Raw genomic sequence first — 20,516 nt, 5'->3', positions numbered from 1 at the left:
TGACGGGCACCGCACCGATCACAGATGAAACCGAGTTTCTCGAGAAAGGCGTGTCCTTCATGCGACGCAGATCGCTCCTCACCGCTGCACTGACCGTACCGCTGGCCACCGCAGGCGTCGTCGGCGCCCTCCAGACCCCCGCATATGCCGCCAACTGGACCTCCTCCGACAAGTGGGGGGAATGGAGGGACGGCGCGTACACGGTGCACAACCACGTCTGGGGCAGCGGCGCCGGCGCCCAGACCATCTGGGCGAACTCCCACTCGACCTGGGGCGTCTGGGCCGATCACCCGAACACGGGAGGCGTCAAGTCCTACCCACATGCCAGGTACATGCTGGGGCGCGATGTCTGGAGCATGGGGAACGTCTCCAGCAACCACAACGTCACCGTGCCCTCGGGCTCGAACCTCGCCTACGCCACCACCTACGACGTGTGGGGCAACGGCCACGACTACGAGATCATGATCTGGACGCAGTGGTACGGCCAGGTCGGCCCGATCGGCTCGTACGTCACCGATGTCAACCTCGGCAGCCGCGCCTGGGCTTACTACCAGGGCAGCAACGGGTCAAACCCCGTTCACAGCTTCCTGGCGCGCAACCAGACCACCGACTCGTGGGTGGACATCACCGCGCACTGCCAGTGGCTGGTGAGCCAGGGCCGAATGCCGCAGGTCAGCATCGACGAGATCGCGTTCGGCTTTGAGATCACCTCGTCGGCCGGAGGCTACAACTTCAACTGCAACAGCTACGACGTATGGACGTAGCGGGCGATCCGACCGCCGGGCCCAAGTGCGGGCCCGGCGGTCCGCCGTCTCACCCTTGGAGGCGGAACCGCTCACGCATGCCTCGGGCTTCTGGCTAAGGGCTTGCAGATCATTAACACGTCGTCTTGATCTTGCTGTTGGTCTCGCAGGTCAGGGCGAGGACCCGTGCTTGGAGGCTGTGAGAGCCGCGGGTGGGGTGGTCGCGGGCGGGATGGCGATGCTGTGGATTTGAAGCAGTCTCCGATTCTTGAGGAGGGTGCGGTGCATGGCGGTACGGCTGCTGCCGAACAGTACGGCCATGGGTTCTGCGGCCAGGGCGACTCGCAGGTGGAGCACGGTGGCCAGGACCTGTTCGCGGAAGGAGAGCCGAGGCGGGCGGCCGCTGGGTGTCACCGTCGGGGGCCAGAGTGTCTGTGAGTTTGCTCAGTTGCCGCTGGCTCATCCCTGTGAGGGCAGGATCGGACAGCAGGGCCTGGTCCCATTCCCGGATCGGTGCCTGCGAGACCGGGGTTGCAGGGATTGCAGGGTCTGGCTGGGGGTGCAGGACATAGTTCCAGTCGCCGTGGAATGTGTGCCGGGTCAGCGGAAGGACGGCCATTCCCGCGTCGCCGATTCGTATTCCGATGGGATAGGTGTTGGTGTCCAGCTGGGCGGTCACGCGTAGTCCGGTGCGGGTCGTGGTTGCCGCGATGCTGTTCACGATGACTTCGTGGCTGGTCAGCGGGCGGCCGCGCCAGTTCATGGTGATGTGTGAGAACTGCCGGTGCTCGATCTTGTTTCACTTCGATGTTCCGGGCGGCAGGTGGCACACGATGATCGTCAGCCCGGTCTCGGCGGCGAGCTGGGCAAGTTCCAGCGGCGGATGGATTCCACCGCGAACGCGGCGGTGTCGTGATCGGTGCCGACGTTGACCCAGCCCGTGTTCGCCGCCATGTCATAGATTCCGTAGGGGACGGCCTTGCCCAGCTGCGGGTCGGCGAAGCCGTGGATGTGAACGGGAACGGGTTCGCCGGTCGGCCGCCACTGGCAGCCGGTGTTCTTGAAGTCGCCGACGAGCTCCTTCTTCTTGGTGTCCACGCTGATCACCGGCTGGCCGGCGTTTCGATGCTCGCGTGCCTGCTCGCTGATGTGGCGGAACTGGGCGTCCCGGTCCGCATGCTGGCCGCCCTCGAGTGTCTTGGCGTTGGCCTGCAGGCTGAAGCCCTCCTCCCGCAGCAGACCGGCAACAGTGTCGGCACTGGTCTTGTGCCCGGCCTGGGTCAGCTCTCGCCGAGGGTGCGGGTGGACTTCACTGTCCACCGCAGCGGCGACATCGGATCTCCGCGTTCGTCAGGCTCGACCAGCTCAAGCAGGGACGGTCGCAGCCTCGGGTCGAGATCCGTAAGCCGCTTGCGTCCGCCGCCCGGTCGGGGCACCCGCCCCAACGGCTCCTCACCGGCCTCCAGCTCGAACACGCCCTTGCGGACGGTCGTCTCGCTCACCGCGGCCGCCCGGGCGACGGCCCGGATGCCGCCATGCCCCAGCCCCCGGGCCTCCGCGGCCATCAACAGCCGTCGCTGCCGCTCATCGAGATGCGGCCACAACACCGCAAACTTCACAAGAGTGCCGAAGCCGGAGACCGGCTGCGCCGCAACGACATGCCTCGCAAGACCAGCTAGTGCAACACCTGCGCGACATGCGACTTCGCATCGATCTGTCGCGATCGCCCCTCCACTCCGTGAGCACTGGCGAGATCTTCAAGTCCGCTCACTTCGAGGCGTCGTCGGGATCGTGAACGCACGTCGGCGCCCAAGCAGACGGAGCAACATAGCGTGGGATCGCCGGTTAGCCAAACCGGCGATCCCACGCACCATAGATACTCCACCGCCACGCCCTGCCCCCCCGCGCCGAGAGGCAACGTCAAGACGAACCAACGCAGGCCATGAGAAGCTACTCCAGAATGGCTTCACTCGGCCTGTCCAGCATGACCAGTCCCTGTGCTGGTGCGGCTTACCTACCTGATCGTCACACGGATCTTCGCCTGGCTGTTCCTGATGACTCAATCCTCTGGCGCCAAGAATGCGGAGATTACGCACCGAAGCCGGGCCACCGCGACCCGGCACAAGTTGACAGGCTCAACCGACCATCACCGTGTTGCAACAGCAGATTTGCCGCAATACCTTGCCCAGCAGCTTGTCACTTCGCGCGCCACTGTCCACGCACGGCCCGACCACCCCGCTGATCTCCCAGCCCAAGGACGCCCAAGGGCGCTGCCTTGCCCTCTAACGAAGACCTCTGCGGGCCGAGCCGCTTGCGGTTGGCGAGTTGGCCGGAGGGCTGGGGGATCACCGCCCGGATTCCCCGCTGCCGCAGATGAGAGCGGATCGCGGGGGATGAATACGCCTTGTCGGCCAGGATCGCTTCGGGTGTCGTTCGGGGGCGACCGATCGGCCTCGGCACTCGCAAGCGAGCCATGATCTGAGGGAAGGCGGGTGCGTCACCGGCCTGGCCGGGTGTAATGACGAACGCCAGTGGCCGGCACCTGCTGTCGGCCGCCAGGTGAATCTTGGTGGTCAGCCCGCCGCGGGACCGGCCGAGGGCGTGATCGTGCGGCTCGCCGGGCGGGGCCTCTTTGGACGGGCCCCCGGCCGCGTGCTGGTGGGCACGGACGACGGTGGAGTCAATCGCGACGACCCAGTCGAGGTCGCCTTCGGCGTCAGCCTGGGCGAGCAAAGCGGTGAAGACCTTTTCCCAGGTGCCGTCGGCGGCCCACATCCGCAGCCGGTTGCGGGCCTCCTTCCAAGACGCGAAGCGCTCGGGCAGATCCATCCACGGCATCCCGGTGCGGTACTTGAACGCGATCGCATCGATCACCTGCGGGTGATCACGCCACCGCCCACCCTGCCGAGGCGTCCGGTCCGGGAGAGAAGCCCCTACGGCGGGGAGGCGGAGGCTTGGTGTCGGTAGTCGCGAGGGGAGAGGCCGTAGGCGGCGCGGAAGGCGCGGGTGAAGACGGCGTGGTGGGTGAAGCCCCAGCGGTGCGCGATCTCGTGTACGGGTAAGGCCCGCTGGCCAGGGTCGTTGAGGTCCCGACGAGCTTGCTCCAGCCGGTGCCGGCGGATCCATCCGGTGACCGTGGCTCCTTGGCCGTGAACCTTGAAGACGCGGTGCAGGTAGCTGACCGAGATATGGTGCGCGGCGGCGATCCCAGCCGGTGTGAGATCGGGGTCACCCAGACGCTTCCGGATGAAGGACTGAATCTGCAGCGCCAGGGTGCGGGTCCGGGTTTCCGGAGCGAGGTGGCTTTCGGCTTCAAGTTCGGCCGCGAGCAGCGCGGACACCAGATCGATCAGAATGCCTTGCAGGAGAGGTCCGTCGGACGAGCGGAAGGAATCAGTACCTCCGGCCAGCTGGGTAACGAACCCGGCCAGGAGCGCACCGAAACCTTCACGCCCCGACAACGGATGAGTGACTAGCCGATCGATCTGATCCAAGGGCACCGGCACCATGTTCTTGGGTACTTCGATTCCGATGACCTTGAGCGGTTCATGCCCGGACGCACAGGCCAGGGCGTCGTACGGGCGCGACGTATCGAGGATCTGAATGTCCAAGGGGCCGCACGTACCCTGCTGATTCCCCTGCCCCAGCGTCTTTTCTCCCCGGAGCATGAGCGTGAGGTGATACGCCTCCGGATCGCTCTGCCGGATCAGCCTCGGGGTTCGCTGGTATCTCGTCGTTTGCACGGTTCCCGGCCATACGCACACGGAGCCGAGCTGCAGGAGTCGCATGTCCGCGTAGAAGTCACCTGCGTAGTCGCTGGTGATGCGCATGGGTGCGTGCAGGTTCACCATCTCCTCGTGCCAGCAGTCGAACCTGTCGGCTCTGGGAAGCTCACTGGTCCGGAACACGGTCTCAATCATCATTTCTCCCCCTGTGCAAAGCAGAGACGTCCGGCCGGTCACCCTGTCGAATCGGCATCGTTGTGGTGATGTTGACCATCGTCTTGCGGCTTGGTGAGCTTGGTGAGCTTGGTGAGCGCGGCCACGCCGTGTTCCGTCTGCGTCTGGTGGCGGTAGTCGCTCGGCGCGAGGGCGTAGGCCGCGCGGAATGCGCGGGTGAAGACAGCGTGGTGTGCAAAACCCCAGCGGGCGGCGATATCGCAGATGGGCAAGGCTCGTTTCGCCGGGTCGCCGAGGTCGCGTCGGGCTTGTTCCAGGCGATGATGCCGGATGAATCCCGCCACCGTGCTTCCCGGACCGTGGATCCGGAAGAGACGGTGCAGGTAGCTGACCGAGATATGGTGCGCGGCGGCGACCGCGGGCGGGGTCAGGTCGGGGTCGCTGAGACGCTGCCGGATGAAGGACTGAATCCGCAGCGTCATGGTGCGAGCATGGGTTTCTGGGGCGAGTGAGTCCTCGGCATCGAGTTCGTGGGCGAACAGGGCGGCGAGCAGGTCCGCCAGGACTGTCTCCAACCGCGGGCCATCGGCTGCTGTGTAAGAGCCGGTGTTTGTTGTCAGCTGGGTGAGGAAGCTCGACAGCAGTGCACCGAACCCACGTTGTCCCGTCAGCCGGCGGCCAATCACCCGGTCGACTTGGCGCACAGGCAGCGGCAGCCACGCCTTGGGGACTTCGACGCCCACGCAGGCGACATGGTCCTGTCGCTCGTCCATGTGGATCGCGAACGGTCGCGAGCTGTCGTTGGTCCGCAGGTCGTAAGCGCCGTACGTGGCGTCCGGGCCGCTCATCGTGAACCCCACCGTCCCGTGGGTGATCAGCGACAGGTGGTACAGCTCCGGGTCGGACTGCCGGATGAGCTTCGGCGTTCGCAGAACAGCTACGGGCTGCATGGCCATCGGCGACACGATCATGTTCCCGAGTTCGACAACACGCTGATGCGCCTGGTAGTCGGACGTGTCCCGTCTGGTGACCTCCACAGGGGCGTGGGTCCTGCCCAACCGCTCGCGCCACGCCGCGAACCGATCGGCCGCGGGCACTTCGTCGGTGCGGAACACCGTCTCGATCACTGTCGTCTCCCCCGTCGCACGGTGCACACACGCCCGAACAGCACACGAGGTCCCGTCGTCAGTCGCAGGGCGCAGGACCAGCATGAAGGAGGGCGTCGGAGCGACAAAGACGTTTTCTCGACACCAGGGGTGCTGGGGCGGACGACCGCCCCCTCGCGCCACGGGACGGATCGCGTGTAGAGGCTGCGTCAAGAAAGCAGCCACTGTCCGTCAAGGAAACTCGACGAGGTTCGTGACAGTGTTGATCTCATCCAGTCGTCGAAGAAAAGCATCAGCGCACTCGACGGATGGAACGCGAAAAGAAATCCACGCACACAGCAGTGCTGTGCAGAAATTCCGCTGTCCAAAAACATTCCCAGTGGTACAGAAGTGAGAGGACGCCGTTGTGCGACGACGTTTCGCAATGCTGCTCAGCGCCATGGCCGTGGCCGTACCAGCCGTCACGTTGGGGGGCGGGACACCCGCGGTCGCCAACTCCGAAACAGGCAGCGCCGCGGTGGAACGGTTCTGGGTCTACGGCGACGACGGAATGAAAGGTGACAAGAAGTCCTACACCGGGACCGACAGAAACTTCGAGAACGACGAGTGGGACGGCGGGTCTGCGGAGGGGGCGGTGAGCGACTCGGTCAGTTCGGTGGACAACAACACCAGCCGCTACGTCGTGCTCTACGCCAACCGCGCACCGAGCGGTTCCACCGTCTGCTCAGGTGCGCAGTACACGTCCCGGCCGTGGACGTCGGACGGCGACCTCAGTAACAACAACTTCGACAACAAGGCCGACTGCCTGGTCTTCCAGTAATCACCGGTCGAGGCGGGTGGTGACTCGCTCGGCGCCCGCCTCGCACTCAGTTCTCCGATCGATCCATGGGAAGCGCCGACATGTCCGTCCGCCCACGAAGTGCCCTTGTCGCGACGGCCGCTGTGCTCATGGTCGGCTCGTTCATGGCGGTGACTGTCGTATCCACGGTATCCGACCCTCAGCGCTCCGCGAAGGCGGCGGATGTCCCGCCGGGGCGAGAGGCACGTGAGCTGATCCTCCCCTTCGACGCGTACGGGCTCTCCACGTTCCAGATCCATACCGTCGAGTACGCCCAGGACCTCCTCATCCGCGACTGCATGCGCGCCCAGGGCCTGGGCTGGAATCCGCTGCCGCCACCGGCCGAGGCTGCCGCCGAACCGCCCAACCGGCGCCGCTACGGCGTGCTCGAAGCCGAGGTGGCTGCCCGCTACGGCTACCACCTGCCCCCTCCTACGCAGGCCATGAACCGCCGTGAAGCGGTGTGGAAGGAGAGACGGGACCTGCCGTCCCATGTGCGGCGCGCCGCTTACGGTGAGGGAGGCGGCGGATGCTGGAAGAAGGCGCAGGAGTCGCTGCTTCAGGGTGCCGAGTTCGACACGTCCCAGTACAACGCCTATGTCTCTGAAGCGTTCGACGAAGCGCTGGACGACCCCGAGGTAACCGCGGCCATTCGTAAGTGGAGCGCGTGCATGCGGGCCCGTGGCTTCGAGCAGGCGGATCCTCTGAGTGTTACGGGCGATCCGAGTTGGAGGAAATCGTCGCGCCCTTCCCCGCAGGAGATCGCCACCGCGCGAGCGGACGTACGGTGCAAGGAAAGCACCGGTCTGATCTCCGTCTGGCGTCAGGTCGACACCCGGATACAGCGGAAGATCATCCGCTCGCACGAGAAGGACTTCCGCGCTTTCGCCGAGAGCAAGACGCGCTGGCTGGAGACCGCCCGCCAAGCGGTGCGCGACGACAGGAGCTGAGCCGCACCGCTGGCAGTCTCACCGTGTGGCGTACGAGCAGTCGGTTGGGGAGGTTCAGTGCGTACGCTCAGTTTCCACCACGGGTGTGATCTACTCCGCTTGAACTCGCCTTGGCGTAGGTGCTGAGAGCTGTCGATCCGTGGGTATGCCCCATCCGTGCGATAGGCGCAGGGGGGCGGGTTCACTGCCCAGGAACAGCAGCGCCAGAAGCGGGTGCGGCTTGATGCCGTGCTGAGCTGGGCGTCTCCTGTGGATGGTGAGGCACCCGGGGCGACATGGTGTGGTACTCGTTGAGCAGTCCGCCACGTACCTGGCGGCGCCTGACCGCGGCAGCGGGCAGGGGGATGACGTTCGGGTCATCGTCGGGCGCTCGTAGGCCGCGGCTGCGGTGGGCCCGTCCCGCGTTGTAGTGCTCCGCGTACGTGGTGAGGACCGTACGCAGGTGTCGTTCACCGGTGATCAGGAGTCGGTCGGTGCACTCGGCGCGGGCTGTACGTATCCATCGTTCGGCGAACGCGTTGGACCGGGGACTTTGCGGCGGCGTTGGGATGACGGCTGTGCCGTTGCCGGCGAAGACGGCGTCGAACGCGGTGGTGAACTTGCTGTCCCGGTCACGGATGAGGAACCGGAAGCACCCGGCCCTGTCGCCGAGATCCATGAGCAGGTTGCGGGCGAGTTGAGTGACCCATGCGCCCGTGGGGCGTGCGGTGACGCCCAGGACATGGACGCGCCGGGTGGCGATCTCCATGACGAAGAAGACATAGAGACGCTTGAGGAGGACGGTCTCCACGTGCATGAAGTCGCAGGCGAGCAGCGTGTTGGCCTGGGAGCGCAGGAAGGAACGCCAGGTCTGCTGGGATGCGCGCTGCGGTGCGGGCGGTAGACCGGAGCGGCGCAGGACGCGCCGGACCGTAGCGGCGGCAACCCGATGACCGAGCCGGCGCAGCTCGCCCTGGATCCTGACGTAACCCCCCAGGTCGGATTCTCTCGTGCCGAGCGCTGGATGAGCGCCGCAATCTCCTCTGACAGCGGTGGCCGGCCGGGGCCGCTTGGGGTCTGGCGCCATTTCCAGCGCACCAGACGACGGTGCCGGGTCAGCAGCGTGCCCGAGGTGACTAGCCGATGACGACGCAAGGCGGGCGGCAGCTGGCGGGCGAGGGCGGAGAGCACGGCACGATCGGCCCATGAGAGCCTTGGCCGCTTGATCTGCCGGCGCAGCACGGCGACCTCATGGCGAAGCGCCAGGATCTCGGCGCTGTTCGCGGCGGTCGATCGGCCCAGCAGGAGGAGGCAGCCCAGCAGTCGGCAGAAGATCAGGTAGAGCAGTCGCAGACCCACACTCACTGATCATGCCCATACTTGGAGGATCACAAAGCCCCAGGTCAACCACCGTACGCCAATAAAGACACCCTTCAGGGTCTCGGGCGGGCGGGTGCGGGGCGATGCCGAGGCACTGCGCTGCGTCTACGCAACCTGCTGGACAACGCCCGCCGCCACGCCAGCCGGCAGGTACGGGTCGCCCTGAGCGAACGCGGAGGCACCGTCGAACTCACCGTCAGCGACGACAGATCGGGCATCCCGCCCGCAGACCGGCTGCGGGTCTTCGGCCGCTTCACCCGACTCGACGAAGCGCGGTCCCGCGAGGCCGGCGGTTCGGGCCTCGGCCTCGCCATCGTCGGCAAGGTCATCACCGCACACGGTGGCACCGCCTACGCCGACCAGGACCCCGCACCCGATGACGGCGGCCTCGGCGGAGCGCGCCTGGTCGTCCGCCTACCCGGCCGTGACCTCCTCCAGCTGATCCGCCGGGCCTACGGCGAGCTGGGGTCATTGACGCGGCTCGATCCGGGTCTGTGCGGTGTCCTCGGCCTGGAGGAGAGCCATACCGTGGGCACGGCACTTTGAGCGACGAGATCACCTCCGCACTGGATCCCGAAACCACCGACGCCATCATGGATCCGCTCACCCGTCTGCGAGCGGAGAAAGGGCTCACGCTCGTCCGCGTCACCCACGAGCTCGACCTCGTGACCGCCTATGCCGACACCACCCACCACATCGAGGCCGGTCAGGTTCGCCCAGCCGTCCAGATGTCCGCGAGTGCTGTTCCCCTCCAGCACAGGTGTTCGCCCGCGGAATAGACCTCTGGCGTGAGGCCCGGCGCGGATGACAGGTGGCCCGCGGCCCAGGACGGAACAGAAGGCGACGAGCGATGAGTTCGACGGTCACAGCAACGGCAATGGCCTGCACCGCCATCAGTGCGATCAGGACAAACAGCTGAACGCCCCCGCCATGAGCGGACTCGCCCCGCCCAGGAGCATGCCCACGAATGCCCCGGGGAGCGTCACCAGCCCGACTGTGCGCGTCTGGTCCAGCGCCGGCAGCAACGCGTCGGACGCGACCGGCCGTGCAATCTCCATGGGGTGCGGCTCGGTTTGAGGGACCGTGATCGGTGGGAGTTTCGCGTTTCGGTAGTCTGGTAAGTCCTTGTGCTCCCTCCTGAGCACCATGATGCCTCAACCGGATCGGTCTCGTCGTCCCCGACCTGATGCCAACTCCGCGGAGTTTCTGCTTAGTTCAGCGGCGCCACGCTGTAGACATGTCGCCGGGCATTCGTCTCGAGCCCGGGCGATGTGATGAGTCAACCGCTCCATGTCCTGAACACGCCGATTCTCTTCCTCAGGAACTGGGGCATTGGGACCAATGATCACGCCAGAGGCCCGATCCGATACAAAGTTCCTGATCACGTCGGGTGTGCGGGTGTTATCGTCGCTCGCATGGCTGAACTGATCGCCCCCACGGAACGACTGCATTCCTCGTGGCTCACGGCGCGCGATGAGTGGCAGCCGGGTGCCCACCAAGATGGCGCTGGCCTGCGTCTAGTTGCCGACGATGACCTTGACAGCCCGGAAGGCTTCGCCGCATGGGTCGAGCGACTGCGCCAGCAGTCAGACCGGTCGCTGCCTGTCGGGGAAGGACGCGTCCACGCCACCCACTGGTGGATCGTCGACGACGAGACCTACCTGGGGGCCATCGACCTTCGGCACTATCTGAACGCCTTTCTGCTCGAAGGCGGCGGACACATCGGCTACAGCATTCGGCCTTCTGCCAGAAGACGCGGACTGGCCACGTGGGCGCTGGGAGCGGTCCTGCTCAAGGCGCCGGGGCTCGGTCTGGACCGGGTTCTTCTCACCTGTGACGATGGCAACGTCGGCTCGGCGCGCACCATCGAGAGCAACGGCGGCGTTCTGGAAGATGTGCGCAGCACCGAAATCGGGGTCAAGCGCCGCTACTGGATCGTTCTCGATAACGCTGGTTCAACCATGCGTTGATAGCGGCGGCGATGACGGTTGCCTCGTAGCGGACCGCGAGCTTGTCGTATCTCGTGGCCACAGCCCGATGCCTCTTGAGGCGGTTGATACCGCACTCGACCGCGCGGCGCTCGCGGTAGTCGATCTTGTCGAACTTCGGGGGCGTCCTCCGTTGGGAGCCGCGCTTCTTGCGGTTGCGAACGTTGTCGACCTTGCGTTCGAACGGCGGGGAGTCTCCACGCTGCCCGGCCGTGATCACGATCGACCTGTCTCACCTCACCCTTCTTGTGCGTCGACGCGAAGCCGGGAAGGGGGAGTGGGCTGGGCGGGTGGGTGTTGTCCGGGCGCGGGTCACTCGCGCCGGTCGGCGCGGTCGTCGGTGAGGCGGGCCTCGAAACCGTCGAGGAGGGACTGAAGGCCGAACGCGAAGGTCTTGTCGGGCGCCGCGGCATACTCCGTGGCAGCCCGGGTCCCGAGGCGTTCGCGCAGACGCGGGAATTGCATGGCGGTCTCAGTGGCGCGTGTCATGGCGTCGGCCATCAGTTGCCCCGCGTCTGCGCTGTTCTTGCTCAGCCGGCGGTTGAGCGAGACCTGCGCGGCAGGGCCGAGCGCGCTGCCGAGCACGAAGGTGAACACGGTGGCAGCCGCCCGGTCCGCGTCGCCGGCCGTGAAGCCCGCCTTTTCGTAGATGGCGAGGCTGAGGTCGTTGTGCCGGGCCTGGCCGGGTCCGTGCAGGAGGTGGCTGCCGAATGCCTGGACGAGCCAGGGGTGCCGGGTGAGCATCGCGTGTATGCCGGAGGCATGGGCGGTGGCGGCCGTGCGCCAGTCGGTGGCGTCGAGATCGGGCAGCTCGACCTCGTGCCAGATCGCGTCGCTGGCGAGTCGGACCAGGTCGTCCTTGGTCTTGATGTGCCAGTAGACGGCCGTGGCGGCCGAGCCGAGCCGTTTCGCCAGGCTCCGCATGTTGAGGCCGTCCAGTCCCTCGTCGTCGAGCAGCTCGATGGCCGCACGGACGATCCGGTCTGCGGTCAGTGTGTCTCGCGGCATGGCCACCACTCTACTTGAACTTAGTTCACGCAAAGTCTTGCACTTTGTTCGAGTGGCGGCCTACGCTCCCTCTCGTACTTAGTTCAAGTGCCCGAAGGGGGACCAATGCCGCAGGACAAGCTGTCGGAGTTCGTCAAGGCGCAGGCCACGGAGCTCGGCGTTCCTGGTGTAGCCGTCGGGGTGCTCCTGGACGGCCAGGAGATCTACGCCTCGCACGGCGTGACGAGCCTCAGCAACCCGCTGCCGGTCGACGAGAAGACGCTGTTTCCTCTGGCGTCGGTATCCAAGACCTTCACAGCGACCGCGCTGATGCGCCTGGTCGCCGAAGGGAAGGTGGACCTGGATGCACCGGTGCGGCGCTACGTTCCCGAACTGAAGCTCGCCGACGAGCAGGCCGCGGGGCAGATCACTGTCCTGAACCTGCTCAACCACACCGCGGGCCTGGACTGGAACGTGATCGACGACGGCGTGGGCGACCGCTCCCTGGCCGGGCTCGTGGCGAAGCTGCCCCAGCTGCCGCTGATCGCACCGCCCGGGGCCCGCGCCTCGTACAGCCAGGCCGGTTACAACCTGGCCGGGCGGATCATCGAGAAGGTCACGGGCCTGCCCTTCGAGCAGGCCATGGCCTCGCTCGTCCTGGAGCCGGTGGGCCTTGCGGACACCGTGTACGGCCTGTCCGAGGTGATGGTCCGCAAGTTCGCCGTGGGCTACAACCGCGGCGACAACGGCGAACTGCACCCCGCCCGGCCCTGGGGAGCGTTCAAGGAGGGCGCGCGCGGCGACAACCCCGGCGGCGGTCTCGCCTCCTCAGTGAGCGATCTGCTGCGCTGGGCACGGTTCCAACTCGGCGACGGCGAGGGCGTGCTGCCCGCCGCAGAGCTGTACCGCATGCGGGAGCGGACGATCGAGCTGCGCGCCAGCACGCTCGGCGACGGCTTCGGCATCTGCTGGTTCCTGCACGACCTGGACGGCCTTCACGGGATCGGCCACGGCGGCTCGGGCAACGGCCAGTTCGCAGAGCTGCTCATCGTGCCCGAGCGCAGCTTCGCGGTGGTCTCCCTGGCCAACGTGGGTCCGGACGGCTACCCCTTCAACCAGTCCGTCGTGCGGTGGGCACTCGAGCACTACCTCGGCATCGTCGAGAAGACGGCGGAGCCGCTCCCGTACGACGAGGGACAGGCCCAACAGGTCGTCGGCCGCTATGAGATCGACGCCATGAACCTCGACATCGCCAACGACGGCACCCGCCTCACCCTGGCGGTCGGGATCAAGCCGGAGATCCGCGAAGCGTCTGACGAGGAAATGCCCCCGGACTACCCGGCCGCGGCCATCGGCTTCCTTCCCGACGGCGACGAGTACATCGTCACCGAAGGCGGTCTCAAGGGGCAGCGTGGCTACTTCTCCCGCGACGCCAACGGCGCGGTCGCAGGCGTCGACCTCGCCGGCCGTCTCTTCAACCGGGTCACGGAAGCATCCTGATCCAACGCAGGCAGGGGCGGTCCTGCGCGGCCGCCCCTGCCTGCACCCGGAACCGGCGGCAGTCGGCTCACGGACACGACCCGTCTCCGCCACAGAGTTGGTGCACTCTCATAGGTACGGGGTGGTGCACATCCACGGCTCTTGCAAGATTTTCGTGATGCGGTGACGGTGGGTGAGCGTTGTCAGAGCGCCTCCAGCGCGGCCCGCACGCTCTCCCCGGCCGGTTCGGTGCGGTTCAGGTCGCGGACCGCGCTGATCACGTGGGTGGAGTCGGTGCGCTGCTTGCCGCCGGCCTTGATCAGCCCGGCCTCGCGACAGTGCTCGACGAGCCTGTCAAGGAGGGCCCGTTCCAGGCCATGACCAGCCAGCCGGGTGCGGAACCTCGACAGCGCGGAGAAGTCGAAGCCAGCGTCGGACAGCTCTGTGCCCAGCGCGTACTTCCACGACAGACGGCCCCGTGACGCGTCCGCGGCCTGCCGGTCGGTGAGGTTCTCGGTGAACTGCACCACCGTCACCAGCGCGAGCAGGGCCGGGGACTGGGCTGGAGCACCGCAACCGTTTCGGCAACTGGGCCAGGGCCGGCCTGGTGGCCTCGATGTGGTCAGCGGCGGTGTTCGAGCCCGTGTTTCCGGGCCTCAGCAGACCCACCACCGGCTCGCCGGACCCGCCGCGGCCGTGGTCGACAAACCCCATCAGCGGGTGGTGCCCGAACGTCTTCTTCCAGGTCGCGGCGGCGTCCTGCTTCTCGGAGTGCGCCAGGACGAGGACGCCGTCGATGTCCACGATCACCCGCCCGCCTGCGTCCGGTGCTGCTTCACCGGCCAATCGCCAGACGTGTTCGCGTGCTTCAGCGCGGGCGGTGCGCAGCGCGGTAGAGCCGGATACGGCGCTCACGCCCTGGGAGTGCCCCATCTGCACGCGGACGCCAAGGGGCTTTGCCCCGCCTTGACGCGGCAGGCAACTCGCACCCTGGACACCCGAGCCCCGGCTGCCTGCGGAAACGGGCCGACCGAGGCCGTCAGCCCGTGCCTTCCCCCCCTGTCGCATGGGGAGCATGACACCGCGCTCCCACCCCGAAAGGGGGTCGAGAGCCGACAAGGGGTTCTTATGCCTCTCGATGCAGAGGGCATCCGGATCGATGGGGTGACGTCGGGGCCCCTGGTTGACGCCGGCGCGTGGGGACTCGGTACGGCGCGGTAGGTCTACCTGATCGGGTGACGGACGAATCGGGCACCGTTGACACGTGGGCGAGTTGGGAGCACGAGGGCTCCCAGAGGGCTCCCCATTGCTCCCAGCCCGGAAACGGTTAAGGCCGCCTCCGCTACCCGCGGAAACGGCCTCCGACCTGCGATGATGCTGGTCGGGACGACAGGATTTGAACCTGCGACCCCTTGACCCCCAGCCCAGCGACAACTCTCCTCAATCATCCGTACCGCTCCGTAGCACCCCGCTCAGGGCCGCATACCCTCATACGGAGCCGGACGAGGCTCTGCCTGGTCACCTCAGTTCCGTAGGCTCCCCGTGCGGTTCGGAAACTCGTCGCAGCTGGTCAAGGCAGACCGTACGCGTCGCCACAAGCATGTCATCGCAGGCCGCGGACCGGCCCGTCCCCGTACAAGGCGCCGACATCAACGAGAAGGACGTCGCGGCGGCGTGCAGCGGCGTCAATGACGTCCTGACGGAAACCATGCAGGGAGAAGAGAGCCAAGGCCGCGTCATCGGGCCGATGCCCCTGCGCAGCCAGAAGGGTCCGGATATGTTCCAGGCGCTCAAGGTCCTTCAGTCCGCGGGGCTGGATAGTTGCCTTGGCCTCGCCGATCAGGGCGATTGCCGCTCGGGGGCTCTGCGGGCGCTCGCCGGGGGCCATGGCCAGTACGTCGATCTCGTGCTTGGTCCGGGCGGCCGGGTCAGCGATCTCCGCCGTACCGACCGCACCGAGAGACAGACCCGTCTCGTCGAGCGCGAAGGAGCGGGCCCAGTCGCGCGCGGTCTCCTCAAAGTGCGGGCCAAGGATCTTTGAATGATATGTCGGCCGGGATGACTGCCACACCTGGCCTCCGCGCCGCCGCTCCACCAGGTCCACCATGGGCAACGTGATCAGCTGATTGAACCGGATCACCGGGTCCGCCACGCTGATGACCGGGTGGCGCGCCTTGAGGAGATCCTGCTCCTTACGGATGTATCCGGTGGATTCGAGTACCTCGAGCGGGGCGACCATGGCCGATCGGGACCGCTCCAGCATCGACCCGACCTTCGCAGGCGTCGAAGCCCCCCGGGCCACCGCGGACAGCACGTCGTAGTACAGCGTGCGATGAGTGATCCGCGGATCCTCGCGCAGGAGGAACTCGGCCTCCACCCGCGAGTACAACGCCCGCCCCGGATCCAGCAGAGTGCGTTCCACCCAGGGGCCGAACTCCGCCTCGCTCTGCGGCGCCGGCCCCGCGGCCAGCGGCCGGTAGCCGGGGGCACCACCCAGCACAGCGTCGACCTGCAGCGCCACGCCCGGGTCTCCCACCCCCCAGTGAGTGCGGGCGGTGCGGTAGTCGAAGGCGGGCAGGCGCAGGTCAAGCACGGCCCGGCCGCGTAGCGGCTTAGTACCGGACAGCAGCTCGGACATCACGCTCATCGCTGAGCCGCACAGTACGATCCGGCCGCCGGGCGCCCTGCCGGACTGCGACTGGTCGTAGAGCAGTTGCAGAAAGCCGGGGATCTCCGGGGAGTGCTGTAGCAGATACGGCAGCTCATCGATCACGATCAGTGACGCCCCGGCCGCTCGGTTCACCACCTCCAGCGCGGCGGTGAGCACATCGCTCCAGTCGTCCAACCGCATCGCGCCAGGCCGCACCCCCGCGTGCGCGGCGATCGCCTCGGTGAACCGGCGCAGCGCGGGCACTCGACCTTCCTCCTGCACTGCGGTCAGATACAGCCCGCCCACTGCCTCCGTGAGCGCCTCCAGCAGGAACGACTTCCCGTTCCGCCGCCGCCCCGAGACAACGGCGAGCCGCAGCTCAGAGGCAGGATCTGCAAGAAAGCCGTTCAGTAGCCGCCACTCATGATCACGGTCCAACAGCCGCCCCGGCTTGCCGATCTCTCCCATCCACCGACCCCTCCGAGCTAGTTAAGGCCTACCCTAACGATTTACGTTAAGGCCAACCCTAACCATTCCAGGAAAGGCGTGCCAGCACACCAGCCGGAGTCGCGGCGTCACGACTGTCGATGCGCCGGGCCGCCGACCTCTACCCCGGCGAGGCCAAGACCGACGCCCGTGACGCGTTCGTCATCGCGGACGCCGCCCGCACCATGCCGTACACCTTGCGCACGGTGGACAGTGACGACGAGGCACTGGCCGGGCTGACTATGCTCACCGGCTACGACAACGACCTCGCTGGTGAGGTCAACCGCACCACGAACCGGTTGCGCGGCCTGCTCGCCCAGATCCTGTGGGACTCTGTCGCCCGATTCGGTCGACCTGGCCCAACCGGTAGGCCGCTGACGCTGAATGCTCAGGTCACGCTGATCGAATCGGGCCTCACCGCGAATCGGGCGACAGAGCCCCACAGGTACTGCGCCTGATACCGAAGGGGCCGCCCAGGCGAGATGCCTGTGCGTGCGCCACGCCGCGCCCCCGCGATCCGTGTGCGGCTCAGGGCGTCCGGAGCGTCGCCAGATAGGTGGACACCAGTGTGCGGGCCCAGTCGGCGGAGGCAGGCTCGGGGGTGAAAATGGCGCGGTAGTAGAGCGGGCCGAGGAGGAAGTCCGCCGCGGTCTCCACGTCGAGTGCCGTCCCCCGGCGGTCCTGTTCGCGCTGGATGATCGCGCCGAGCTGGCGGTGGCGGTCCTCGACGCAGGCGCAGCCGCCCGCCGGGCCGGAGCCGATGGTCGCCCGCATGAGGGCGAGCGTGTCCGGGTCGGCGACGTCGGTGGCCACATCGGCGAGCCAGCGCTGGAGGTCGCCGGCGAGGGAGCCGGAGTCGGGGACGACCAGGTCGCCGGTGAAGCGGCTGGTGGCGACGTCGTTGAGTAGCTGGGCGGCGGACCCCCAGCGCCGGTACAAGGTGGTGGGGTGCACGCCGGCGCGCGCGGCCACGGCGGGCAGGGTCAGGGTCTCCGCATCCTCCTCGGCGAGGAGTTCTGCGACGGCACGGTGGACGGCCGCCCGCACCTTCGCGGAGCGGCCGCCGGGACGTACCTGGGTCGACGAGTCAGCCATGGGGAAATTATCGCACTGATCATTGCGTTAGTGGTAGCGTCCTAAACGCATTGATCACTGCTTTTGGAGTCGCGTCGTGTCCGGTCCCGCCCCGTCCCACCTCCAGCCCTCCCCGCCGCCCACCGCCCGGGTGGCGCCACCGGAGGAGAGGCGACGACGGCTGAGCCGTCCCGTCGCCTTCGCCTCCCTCGCGGTCGTCTTCGTGCTGTTCATGGCCGCCTCCAGCGCGCCCTCCCCGCTCTATGTCGTCTACCAGCAGGAATGGCACTTCTCCGCCACCACCCTTACCACGGTCTTCGCCGTCTACGTGCTCGGCATGATCGGGGCACTGCTCGTCCTCGGCGCCCTCTCCGACCACCTCGGCCGCCGTCCGGTCCTGCTCTCCGCGATCGCCCTCGAAGCGGTCTCGATGGTCCTGTTCCTCACCGCGGGCAACGTCGGCCTGCTGCTGACGGCACGCTTCATCCAGGGCATCGCCACCGGGGCCGCCATGACCACGCTCGGCGCCGCCCTGTCCGACCTCAACCCCGCGCACGCCCCGCACCGGGCGGGCCTCGTCACGGGCACCGCACCCACCTTCGGACTCGGACTGGGCTCGCTCGGATGCGGGCTCCTCATCGAGTACGGGCCGCACCCCACCCGCCTCGTCTACGTGCTGCTGCTCCTCGCCCTCGTGGTGGCCGGCGCCCTCCTGTCGGCCCTGCCCGAGACCTCGCTGCGCCGCCCCGGCGCCGCCCGCTCGCTCCAGCCCCGCCTGCGGATCGCCCCCCATCTGCGGGCCGACCTGCTGAGCCTGGTCCCGATCCTCATCGCGAGCTGGGCGCTCGGCGGCCTCTACCTCTCCCTCGGCCCGTCCGTCGCCGTCGGCCTGTTCGGCCTCTCCAGCCACGTCGTCGGCGGACTGGTGGTCACCCTGCTCACCGGCCCGGCTTTCGTCACTGCCCTCGCCCTGCGCGGCTGGCCCGTCGGACGAACCCTCGCCGTCAGCGCGACCCTGCTCCTCGTCGGCACGGCCGTCGCCCTGACCGGTGTGGAGGAGCACTCCCTGACCGCGGCTGCGCTCGGAACCGCGATCGCGGGCGTCGGCTTCGGCGGCTCCGCCCTCGCCAGCTTCGGCACCCTGGCCCGGATAGCCCGCCCCGCCGAACGCAGCGAGCTGCTCTCCGTCGCCTTCGTCATCTCCTACCTGGCCTTCAGCATCCCGGCCGTGATCGCCGGCATCGCCGCCACGCACGCCGGTCTGCAGGACACGTTCGTCACCTACGCGGCGACGGTCGCCGCCCTCTGCGCCCTCGCCCTGCTCGCCCAGCGCCTGCGCGCGACCCGCACCCCCGCGACCGGGGGGTCAGCCGAGATACGGCCGGAAGGGGTAATAGGGCGATCTTGAGCGGTTAAAAAGTGATCGGGTTCGTGACCGCGGCGGGGACCGGCGGCGTGACCTCGATAGAACGGACCGCGTATCCGCGTTTCAAGCGGCTGATGTCGGCGCGGGAGATGCACGTCTTCTTCACTCCCAAGCCCGAGGAAGCGATCGCGTCCCATGAAGTGGTGTAGCCGGGCCGCGTTCCGGAACGCGCGGGTGTCTGCCCGGGGCGTGCATCCGCTGACCATGCATGCTCCCTGAACAAGGGCAGGCCATCGCGCAAGCCTCCCTGGTGAACGGCCAGTTCAACCGGAGGAACACGCGATGGCCTTGTCCCAGTCTGAGCTGATGCGGCTGCTGGAGTCACTACGTCGGGCCGAGGGAGTTGAAGCAATCAGGGTGGCGTGCGAGCGCATCCTGCCAGAGCTCATCGAGGCCGAGGCCACCGACATGATCGGTGCCGCCCCGGGCGAGCACTCCGACAAGCGCACGACCTGGCGCAACGGACACCGCGAACGCCTGCTGACCACCCAGGCCGGCGACGTGGACCTGAAGATCCCCAAGCTGCGGACCGGGTCGTTCTTCCCCTCCCTGCTGGAGCGGCGCCGCAGGATCGACCGGGCTCTGTTCGCCGTGGTGATGGAGGCATACGTGCACGGGGTCTCGACCCGCTCGGTCGATGGCCTGGTCAAACCCTCGGAGCAGACAGCGGGACCTCCAAATCCGAGGTCTCCCGGATCTGCGGCGAACTGGACGAGGAACTGACCGCGTTCAAGGAACGGCCGCTGGATCACACCGTCTTCCCCTACGTCTTCCTGGACGCCACCCACTGCAAGGCAGGGGTCAATCACCGGATCGCCTCCCAGGCCGTGGTCATCGCGACCGGGATCTCCGCCACCGGGCACCGAGAGATCCTCGGGCTGATGGTCGGCGACAGCGAGTCGAAGCCGTTCTGGACCAAGTTCCTGCGCTCGCTGCGGGCCCGCGGCCTGGAGAACGTCCAGCTGGTCATCTCCGACAGCCACAGCGGGCTGGTGGCAGCGATCCGCACCGTCTTCCTCGGCGCAGCCTGGCAACGCTGCCGCGTCCACTTCGTGCCAGACGTCCTCGCGGTAATCGAAAAGGGCTCGGGAGAGATGGTGGCAGCCACCATCCGCACCATCTTCGCGCAGACCACCGCCGCGGCCGTCCGCACCCAGCTGGACGTGGTCGCCGACATGCTCGGACGACAGTTCCCCCAGGTCAAGAAGATGCTGCTGGACGCCGCACCAGACATCACGGCGTTCGCGGACTTCCCGTCGGCCCATTGGAAGAAGATCTGGTCGACCAACCCGCTGGAACGGCTGAACCGGGAGATCAAACGGCGGGCCGACGTCGTCCAGGTCTTTCCCAACCCCGCAACCCTGGACCGGCTCGCCGCCGCGGTCTTGGCCGAACTCCACGACGCATGGCAGGTCTTCGACAGCCGCTACCTCTCCGAAGCCTCCATGGCCGACCTCTTCACCACTCAGCCAACCCCGCCCGAACCCAAGATCACCCCACAACCGAAATCGAAACAGCTGCCGTGACTACA

15 protein-coding genes and 6 pseudogenes are annotated in these 20,516 nt (G+C 67.4%); 10 read left to right on the top strand and 11 right to left on the bottom strand.

The window, feature by feature from the left end:
- Window positions 1-59 precede the first annotated feature (59 nt).
- A complete protein-coding gene (locus ACFZDL_RS42075) occupies window positions 60-764 on the top strand; it encodes a hypothetical protein (protein ID WP_353595899.1) in 705 nt (234 codons plus the stop codon).
- 532 nt (window positions 765-1,296) lie between these two features.
- Here ACFZDL_RS42075 and ACFZDL_RS42070 read toward each other — a convergent pair.
- From ACFZDL_RS42070 to ACFZDL_RS42055, 4 genes and pseudogenes are all read right to left on the bottom strand, one after another.
- Window positions 1,297-2,362: pseudogene (locus tag ACFZDL_RS42070) on the bottom strand (ISAzo13 family transposase); the annotation flags it as partial.
- A gap of 577 nt (window positions 2,363-2,939) precedes the next feature.
- Window positions 2,940-3,779: an IS5 family transposase gene (locus ACFZDL_RS42065; RefSeq protein WP_353595930.1), complete on the bottom strand. Its 840-nt coding sequence runs from the start codon at window positions 3,777-3,779 to the stop codon at window positions 2,940-2,942.
- Window positions 3,677-4,663: a helix-turn-helix domain-containing protein gene (locus ACFZDL_RS42060; protein ID WP_391193990.1), complete on the bottom strand. Its 987-nt coding sequence runs from the start codon at window positions 4,661-4,663 to the stop codon at window positions 3,677-3,679. The genes ACFZDL_RS42065 and ACFZDL_RS42060 overlap by 103 nt, the downstream gene beginning before the upstream one ends.
- Before the next feature lie 38 nt (window positions 4,664-4,701).
- Window positions 4,702-5,769: a helix-turn-helix domain-containing protein gene (locus ACFZDL_RS42055; protein WP_353595901.1), complete on the bottom strand. Its 1,068-nt coding sequence runs from the start codon at window positions 5,767-5,769 to the stop codon at window positions 4,702-4,704.
- A gap of 385 nt (window positions 5,770-6,154) precedes the next feature.
- Between ACFZDL_RS42055 and ACFZDL_RS42050 the strand changes: the two genes are divergently transcribed.
- Complete coding sequence (locus ACFZDL_RS42050) at window positions 6,155-6,568, top strand: hypothetical protein (RefSeq protein ID WP_353595902.1); 414 nt, start codon at window positions 6,155-6,157, stop codon at window positions 6,566-6,568.
- A gap of 65 nt (window positions 6,569-6,633) precedes the next feature.
- Complete coding sequence (locus tag ACFZDL_RS42045; RefSeq protein ID WP_353595903.1) at window positions 6,634-7,536, top strand: hypothetical protein; 903 nt, start codon at window positions 6,634-6,636, stop codon at window positions 7,534-7,536.
- A 181-nt stretch (window positions 7,537-7,717) separates the two neighbouring features.
- On the opposite strand, the pseudogene ACFZDL_RS42040 reads toward ACFZDL_RS42045, so the two are convergent.
- A pseudogene (locus ACFZDL_RS42040) lies at window positions 7,718-8,874 on the bottom strand (integrase core domain-containing protein).
- A gap of 21 nt (window positions 8,875-8,895) precedes the next feature.
- Here ACFZDL_RS42040 and ACFZDL_RS42035 point away from each other — a divergent pair.
- Both ACFZDL_RS42035 and ACFZDL_RS42030 read left to right on the top strand, forming a co-directional pair.
- A complete protein-coding gene (locus ACFZDL_RS42035) occupies window positions 8,896-9,441 on the top strand; it encodes an ATP-binding protein (RefSeq protein WP_353595904.1) in 546 nt (181 codons plus the stop codon).
- Window positions 9,438-9,674, top strand: a complete 237-nt coding sequence (locus ACFZDL_RS42030; protein ID WP_353595932.1) for a hypothetical protein — start codon at window positions 9,438-9,440, stop codon at window positions 9,672-9,674. Before ACFZDL_RS42035 ends, ACFZDL_RS42030 begins: the two co-directional genes overlap by 4 nt.
- A 40-nt stretch (window positions 9,675-9,714) precedes the next feature.
- Here the strand turns inward: ACFZDL_RS42030 and ACFZDL_RS42025 are convergent.
- Window positions 9,715-9,953, bottom strand: a pseudogene (locus ACFZDL_RS42025) (ABC transporter permease); the annotation flags it as partial.
- 357 nt (window positions 9,954-10,310) lie between these two features.
- On the opposite strand from ACFZDL_RS42025, the gene ACFZDL_RS42020 reads away from it, so the two are divergent.
- Window positions 10,311-10,865 carry a GNAT family N-acetyltransferase gene (locus ACFZDL_RS42020; RefSeq protein WP_353595905.1) on the top strand — a complete coding sequence of 185 codons (555 nt, stop codon included), beginning with the start codon at window positions 10,311-10,313 and terminating at the stop codon, window positions 10,863-10,865.
- Window positions 10,866-11,195: 330 nt separating this feature from the next.
- Here the strand turns inward: ACFZDL_RS42020 and ACFZDL_RS42015 are convergent, their stop codons facing one another.
- Window positions 11,196-11,891: a TetR/AcrR family transcriptional regulator gene (locus tag ACFZDL_RS42015; RefSeq protein WP_353595906.1), complete on the bottom strand. Its 696-nt coding sequence runs from the start codon at window positions 11,889-11,891 to the stop codon at window positions 11,196-11,198.
- Window positions 11,892-11,996: 105 nt separating this feature from the next.
- Here ACFZDL_RS42015 and ACFZDL_RS42010 point away from each other — a divergent pair, with 105 nt between their 5' ends.
- Complete coding sequence (locus tag ACFZDL_RS42010; protein WP_353595907.1) at window positions 11,997-13,370, top strand: serine hydrolase domain-containing protein; 1,374 nt, start codon at window positions 11,997-11,999, stop codon at window positions 13,368-13,370.
- 182 nt (window positions 13,371-13,552) lie between these two features.
- On the opposite strand, the gene ACFZDL_RS42005 is transcribed toward ACFZDL_RS42010, so the two are convergent.
- The 3 genes and pseudogenes from ACFZDL_RS42005 to ACFZDL_RS41995 form a co-directional block, all read right to left on the bottom strand.
- The gene (locus ACFZDL_RS42005; RefSeq protein WP_353595908.1) at window positions 13,553-13,885 is read right to left on the bottom strand and encodes a transposase; all 333 of its coding nucleotides are present in this window, start codon (window positions 13,883-13,885) and stop codon (window positions 13,553-13,555) included.
- Between the two features lie 34 nt (window positions 13,886-13,919).
- Window positions 13,920-14,258, bottom strand: a pseudogene (locus ACFZDL_RS42000) (transposase); the annotation flags it as partial.
- A gap of 694 nt (window positions 14,259-14,952) precedes the next feature.
- Window positions 14,953-16,467: an ATP-binding protein gene (locus tag ACFZDL_RS41995; protein WP_353595909.1), complete on the bottom strand. Its 1,515-nt coding sequence runs from the start codon at window positions 16,465-16,467 to the stop codon at window positions 14,953-14,955.
- 113 nt (window positions 16,468-16,580) lie between these two features.
- On the opposite strand from ACFZDL_RS41995, the pseudogene ACFZDL_RS41990 reads away from it, so the two are divergent.
- Window positions 16,581-16,808 (top strand): annotated as a pseudogene (locus ACFZDL_RS41990) (transposase); the annotation flags it as partial.
- 205 nt (window positions 16,809-17,013) lie between these two features.
- On the opposite strand, the gene ACFZDL_RS41985 reads toward ACFZDL_RS41990, so the two are convergent.
- On the bottom strand, window positions 17,014-17,580 hold the full coding sequence (locus tag ACFZDL_RS41985) for a TetR/AcrR family transcriptional regulator (RefSeq protein WP_353595910.1): 567 nt from the start codon (window positions 17,578-17,580) through the stop codon (window positions 17,014-17,016).
- A 76-nt stretch (window positions 17,581-17,656) separates the two neighbouring features.
- On the opposite strand from ACFZDL_RS41985, the gene ACFZDL_RS41980 reads away from it, so the two are divergent.
- Together ACFZDL_RS41980 and ACFZDL_RS41975 are read left to right on the top strand one after the other, a co-directional pair.
- Window positions 17,657-18,967 carry an MFS transporter gene (locus tag ACFZDL_RS41980; RefSeq protein WP_353595911.1) on the top strand — a complete coding sequence of 437 codons (1,311 nt, stop codon included), beginning with the start codon at window positions 17,657-17,659 and terminating at the stop codon, window positions 18,965-18,967.
- Window positions 18,968-19,267: 300 nt separating this feature from the next.
- Window positions 19,268-20,511 (top strand): annotated as a pseudogene (locus ACFZDL_RS41975) (IS256 family transposase).
- The last annotated feature ends 5 nt before the right edge of the window (window positions 20,512-20,516 follow it).

This window comes from Streptomyces sp. NPDC007917 (genome assembly GCF_042959105.1).
Taxonomy (GTDB): Bacteria; Actinomycetota; Actinomycetes; order Streptomycetales; family Streptomycetaceae; genus Streptomyces.
Note: the sequence above shows the minus strand (reverse complement) of the source record. Positions and strands in the feature narration are given on the sequence as shown.